The 5,654-nt window shown below is 66.6% G+C and carries 7 protein-coding genes; 2 read left to right on the top strand and 5 right to left on the bottom strand.

Features of this window, described 5'->3' with window-relative positions; translation table 11 throughout:
• Positions 1–254: 254 nt before the first annotated feature.
• The gene (locus ACESLR_RS11365) at positions 255–884 is read right to left on the bottom strand and encodes a hypothetical protein (RefSeq protein WP_373067458.1); all 630 of its coding nucleotides are present in this window, start codon (positions 882–884) and stop codon (positions 255–257) included.
• Between the two features lie 6 nt (positions 885–890).
• Positions 891–1,442, bottom strand: a complete 552-nt coding sequence (locus ACESLR_RS11360; RefSeq protein ID WP_373026149.1) for a hypothetical protein — start codon at positions 1,440–1,442, stop codon at positions 891–893.
• A 262-nt stretch (positions 1,443–1,704) separates the two neighbouring features.
• Here ACESLR_RS11360 and ACESLR_RS11355 point away from each other — a divergent pair, with 262 nt between their 5' ends.
• Positions 1,705–2,178 (top strand): YhcB family protein, encoded by a 474-nt coding sequence (locus ACESLR_RS11355; RefSeq protein ID WP_373026148.1) that lies wholly within the window; start codon positions 1,705–1,707, stop codon positions 2,176–2,178.
• Between the two features lie 204 nt (positions 2,179–2,382).
• Here the strand turns inward: ACESLR_RS11355 and ACESLR_RS11350 are convergent, their stop codons facing one another.
• On the bottom strand, positions 2,383–2,778 hold the full coding sequence (locus ACESLR_RS11350; RefSeq protein WP_373026147.1) for a hypothetical protein: 396 nt from the start codon (positions 2,776–2,778) through the stop codon (positions 2,383–2,385).
• Between the two features lie 267 nt (positions 2,779–3,045).
• On the opposite strand from ACESLR_RS11350, the gene ACESLR_RS11345 reads away from it, so the two are divergent.
• Positions 3,046–4,041, top strand: coding sequence for an RNA-guided endonuclease InsQ/TnpB family protein (locus ACESLR_RS11345; RefSeq protein WP_373026146.1), 996 nt, complete (start codon positions 3,046–3,048; stop codon positions 4,039–4,041).
• A 19-nt stretch (positions 4,042–4,060) separates the two neighbouring features.
• Here ACESLR_RS11345 and ACESLR_RS11340 read toward each other — a convergent pair whose 3' ends face one another.
• Together ACESLR_RS11340 and fabG are read right to left on the bottom strand one after the other, a co-directional pair.
• A complete protein-coding gene (locus ACESLR_RS11340) occupies positions 4,061–4,789 on the bottom strand; it encodes a glycosyltransferase family 2 protein (RefSeq protein ID WP_373026144.1) in 729 nt (242 codons plus the stop codon).
• A gap of 5 nt (positions 4,790–4,794) precedes the next feature.
• Complete coding sequence (gene fabG / locus ACESLR_RS11335) at positions 4,795–5,517, bottom strand: 3-oxoacyl-ACP reductase FabG (RefSeq protein ID WP_373026142.1); 723 nt, start codon at positions 5,515–5,517, stop codon at positions 4,795–4,797.
• Positions 5,518–5,654 lie beyond the last annotated feature (137 nt).

Here is a 5,654-nt window from a genome sequence, read left to right as displayed (position 1 = left end):
CTCTGACGCACCTTGCCTATCCACCACACGAGGAAACACCAAAAGCATTCTCACCACGGAGGGCACAGAGAAAAGGAGGCAAATTGGCGACGTGTCGAGTGGCCGGTGTGGGCGATACAGCCTGATGGCGTGTTTCGAGCTTTTTGCCCTTCGCCGCTGGCCTTCTCCGTCCCCTCCGTACTGCAAATCGTTTTTGTGAATTGGCCCTTCTTCGTGATGCCGTGCGTTACGTGGTGAGCAAGGCCTGGTAAGTCTCAGGGGGAGCCGACCTGCCAGTTGGACAGGAGCGGGACGCGCGATACCTCGATCTCCAGAGCCATCAGCCAGTTCGCAACCATGCGATTGGAGTTGTTGAGCAGGGTGTACGCCTCGGGGTGTTCGGCAAAGGTCATGTCCCAGGCGCGGGACTCTGCCCGCTCATCGTAGCCGCCGTGCCAGATGTCCTCGAGCTCCTCGCGCAGCGCCGTGGCCCGTTCGCGGGTAACGACCAGCGGAAACGACTCTTCCAGCGGAACCCGCAGTTGCTGCTCCGCCACACCTGCCAGTCCGGGACCGGTCAGGACCTGACGACCGAGCGCCCCCTTCGTGGGCAGGAAGAGCCCGGCAAACCCCATGAGCGGATTCATGCGGCGCTCGACGTAAAAGGCCCAGTCACCGTAGGAGTAGCGCACCCAGGCGCCTGCGGCCTTGGCAGGCAGCACCAGGCTGGAGTGATGGCCATGGTCCAGCAGCGCCACAGTGACTGGGTCCTTCGGCCCTTCCGGCGGATGCAGCGCGACCGCGGCGCAGCCTTGCAGAATCCAGAGGGAAACCACGCCCAGAACCCAGTTGCGAAGCTGGAATGTGCCAGGGTCGCGGCTCGCGCGGTCGACTGGATCGCGCATGGCGGGTTAGTGGTGCTCGAGCTTGCCCAGTTCTGCCAGGATAGACAGCACCAGCGACTCGCCCTGCGAACCCATGCCGCGGCAAAGGACGTCGGGGTCGCGCTCGCCGTCCACCAGGCGCTTGGTGATGCCCCCGAGGCGTGCCATGTCGCCCCCGGCACGGCTCATCTGTTCGGCCATCTGGGACAGCCAGTGCAGCGACTGTGCATCGCCGCGGGCGGCCCCGTGGATCATCTGCGCCAGGCCCGGTGCGGCCTGGGCCGGATCGCCGCTTTGTTCCGGGTTGGGCAGGCTGGACGGGTCCTGCAGCCCGGACAGGATCGCCGTCAGGATCACCGTGTCCTCGTCGTCCAGGCCCTGCAGCAGGACCGGGTCGCGCTCGCCTTCGAGCACGCGGCGGATGCGCTGGATCAGTTCGCCCCAGCCGGCCTCGTGCGCCTGGTTCAGGACCGGCTCCAGTTCGCGGCGGGTCTCCGGGTTCTGGGTGGCCTGCACCACCAGGTTGATCAGGCCGGCCTGGGCCTGGCGGATTTGTTGTGCGTGTTGCGGGTCGATCATGCGGGTCTTCCGGGCTCCTGACTGTGTGGCGAGGTTAGCATGCCGAGGGGAACGTTAATGAACGTACGCGCTCGAGCCGCTCTTGCGTGCGAACAAGGCGTTGTGGCCCTTGCCGGCAGAACCACTACCGGCTGTGGAGCCCGCCTGCTCCCGGAAAACCTGGGGTACCAACGCGAGCGGGTAGATTCGTTAGCGTTTCCTGGCAGTGCGTTCGGCGAGGGCCTGCGGCACAATGGCGGCTCCATTTGCAGAGGATGTCGTGGTGGAAGAACAGACAGCAGTGGGGCTCTGGGTGGCCCTCGGGATCCTGGCCATCGTGGTCGCCGCCCTGGTGGGGTTCTGGGTGGGGCGCGTCACCAGCGACGAGCGCAAGCTGATCCGCGAACTGGAAGAGGAACTGGATCGGCGGATGCAGGAGCTGACCCGCTACCGCAGCCAGGTCAACGACCATTTCGATCGTACGGCCACGCTGTTCGCGACCATGGCGGGTTCCTATCGGGACCTCTACCACCACCTGGCGCAGAGCGCGGAGGAACTGGCCGACAAGCCGACCCGCGATCGCCTCGAGGACCGGGCCGGGCAGTTGCTGTCGCACATGACACGCAGCGATTATGGCACGGGTCCCGGCGAGGCGGCCGGCGGTGCCAACGAGTCGGACACCCAGGACGACGAGCCGTCCGGTAAGGGTTCCGGGGGCGAGCCCCGCAAGCTGGACGAACGCCCGCGCCCCGACTGACCCGCCGCCGTGTGCCGTGTGGGTTGAGTCTGTCTTAACCACGAACCCCATGCAGGCCCGTAGAAAACCTCAAAAGCGTTAACAGGAAGACGCGAAGGCTGGAAGTTGGCTTGTAGCGCTGGGCAAGCCATCCGCATTGCGCCCTACCTAATGCATTCCTTCCGATCTTCCCGTCTTCCTGTAGATGCTTATTGCGGGGTGGGCTCAGAGGGAGGAGATCTGGGCCCGGATCTGGTTGTCCAGATTCTGGATCCAGTTGTTGTAGTTCGGGTGGATGTTGCCGTCCGCGTAGTTCAGGTTCGCGCTGTCCTTGTAGCGGATGCTGTATTCCCCGGCAGCAAACGGGATCTCGACCACGGCGACGTGGTCACGCAGGTGGAGTCGCCCCTCCAGCAGTCCCGGTTCGGCCTCTTCCATGCGCCAGCCCAGCGAGGAACCCGCAGTGCGGATCGCGCGTTCCATCTGTTCGGCGCTGGGCCGATCGCCATCGACATTGGTGACCGTGGTATCGCTGATGTCCTGCACGGGGACCGTGCCGCGGCAGCCGGCCAGCGCGAACAGAGCGGCGAAGAGGATGACCAGCAACGTCCTCGGCTTCATGGTGTTTTCTCCCTTGGTGGATCCGCAGGGAGTGTAGACATGCGAGCCCCGCATTTCCAAGGGTGTCGGCCCGGCTCTGTTCCTACCAAACCGCGCCGCAGTGCTCCGCCTATAGCCGCGCAGCGGCTTAGGGGGTGGCGAGGCAGCGCATAGCGCGAAGCGCCATGATTCCGGGTTGTACTTTGGTCGACGTATAGTGGGGATATGGTCCAGCGCAAGGTCACCCTGAAACGGCTGGACCTGGCGTTCCAGCACTTCTTTTGACGGGTGAAAAACGGCGAGACGCCGGGGTTCCCCCGCTTCAAACCCCTGCATCGCTTCAAGGTCTGGGGGTACAAGACCCACGGCGACGGCTGGAGCCTGCTCACCAACGAGCGGATGAAGCACGGCACCCTGCGCCTGTCCGGTGTGGGCATGGTCACCATCCGGGGCAAGCCCCGAACCCCCGGCACCCCGAAGACCTGCGAGGTGTTTTGTCGCAACGGGCGCTGGTACGCCAGCGTCACCCTGGACTGCCAGCCGGAGCGGGAGCGCGGTGACCAACTGGGCGGCCTGGACTGGGAGCTGGAAACCTTCGCCACCGTGGCCACCCCGGCGGGGACCGAGACCATCGAAAACCCGCGCCACCTGGCCCACACCCTGAGCGAGATCCGCCAGGTCCAGCGCGATATTTCCCGCAAGGAGGAGGCGTCGAAGAAGGCGTCCGGCAAGACGCGGCGCTTTCCGGTCTCGAACCGACTCCAGCGGCAATACGAACGACTGCGCCGCCTTCACCGCAGGGTGGCCCACCAGCGCAATGACTTCCTTCACCAGGTGACGAATCGACTGGTCGGGCGATTCGCCGCCCTGGGTGTTGAGGCGCTGAACATCCGCAACCTGACCGCCTCGGGCGGTCAGCACAAAAAGGGCTTGAACCGCAGCATCCTGGATGCCGCCGGCGGGGCCTTCCATCAACGACTCGGGTACAAAGCGGAAGAGGCTGGTACCTGGGCGATGGAAACGCCCACCCGTCCACTCAAGCCCTTGCAGACCTGTCATGCCTGTGGGCGTCAGGAGAAGAAGCCGCTCAGCCAGCGGCGTCATGAGTGCCCCTGTGGCGTGTCCTGCACGCGGGATGAAAACGCCGCACGGGTATTGATGCGCTGGGCCGAGCAGCAGTTATCCGGTCGGGAACCGGCCGAGGCGTGGAGGGCGGTAAGACCGAATCATCCTCCGGATGAGCCGGCACTCCCAATGAAGCGCGAAACGCACGCCATAGCCTGAAAGGCTTGGCGGGAGTAGTTCATCGCGGGATCATGCCCAGTGAACGCAGGAGCCCCAGCGGGCGCATCCCGCGGCGCAGCAGTTGGCCGGCGACCATGGCGATGATGCGCAGGGTGTCCGCGGTGGGTCGGTAATGGCTGGGGCGGTGGTTTTCCGGGTAGATGCAGCGAACCGGGACCACACGGGCCGGGAAGCCCAGGCGTTCCGCGACGATCAGCGCCTCGCTTTCGAACACGAAACCGCGCGCGCGGTGATGGCGCAGCTCCAGGCGCCGTAACAGGGGTGCCGGGTACAGCCGGAACCCCGACTGTGAATCCTGCAGCGGCTGTCCGGAGGCCCACGCGATCCAGAAATCCGCCATGCGGTTGCCGAACAGCCGCAGCGGCGGGGTGTACTCGCGGCCCTTGAGCCGGGCGCCCAGGATCAGCCGCTCCGGCGTCTCGCGCCAGGCGGCGACCAACGCGGGAATCTCCGAGGGATCGTGCTGGCCGTCGGCGTCCAGGGTCACCACGGCGTCGGCGCCGGTGGCCAGCGCGTGCTGCATCCCGGCCCACAGGGCCGCCGCCTTGCCGCCGTTCGCGGGCTGGCGGAGGACCTCGGCCTGGTCCTCGACCAGGCAGGCGGTCGCGTCCTCCGAACCATCATCCACCACGATCACACGGTCCACGTGCGTCCGGGCGGCTGCCACCACCGCCTCGATGGTGGCAGCCTCGTTGTGGGCGGGGATCAGGGCGGCGACGGCGCTCATGGGTGTCAGGCGAGGGCGCCGTTGACGCCGATCACTTGCGCGGAGACATAGCTGGCGGCATCGCTGGCGAGGAAGCCGACCACACCGGCGACCTCCTCGGGCCGCCCGGCGCGGCGCATCGGGACCATGTTGCGAACGGTCTCGGCATCGAAGCTTGCGGCGCTCATCGGGCTTTCGATGATCCCGGGGGCGACCGAATTGGCGGTGATGCCGCGCGAGGCGACTTCCTGAGCCAGCGAGCGGATCGCCCCGTGCAGGCCGGCCTTCGCGGCGGCGTAATTGGTCTGGCCGCGATTGCCAATCTGTCCGGCCACCGAGGAGATCGCGATCACCCGGCCCCAGCGGGTCGTGATCATGGGCAGCAGCAGGGGCTGGGTCACGTTGTAGAACCCATTGAGCCCGACGTCGATCGGCCGGTCCCACTGTTCGCGGCGCATCCCGGCCAGCGGGGCGTCGTCATGGACCCCCGCGTTGTGCACCAGGACCTGCACCGGCTGTTCGGCCACCAGGGGCTCCAGGCTCTCGCGGCAGGCCGCCTCGTCAGTGATGTCGAACACCCGCACACGGGCCTGGCCGCCGGTCTCGCGGATGGCCGCGGCCGTGGCCTCGGCCGCGTCGGCATTGCGGTGGGCGTGCAGGATGACCTCGTGGCCTGCCGCGGCCAGCGCATGGGCGATCGCGGCGCCGATGGCGCCGGAGCCGCCGGTGATCAGAGCGCGGCTGGTCAAGGGGTCTCCTCCTCGTCGGCTGGTTGCAAGATCACCGTCGCCCGGGCGCTTAGCACTGGCTGGTCGTCGGCGCTTACGCGCAGGTCGTAGATGGAGCTGTTGCTGTCCGAGAGTATGCGTTCGGCGTGGATCTCCAG

The organism is Thioalkalivibrio sp. (assembly GCF_041685615.1).
In the GTDB taxonomy this organism is placed as follows: domain Bacteria; phylum Pseudomonadota; class Gammaproteobacteria; order Ectothiorhodospirales; family Ectothiorhodospiraceae; genus Thioalkalivibrio.
This window is presented reverse-complemented; position numbering and strand designations above follow the sequence as displayed.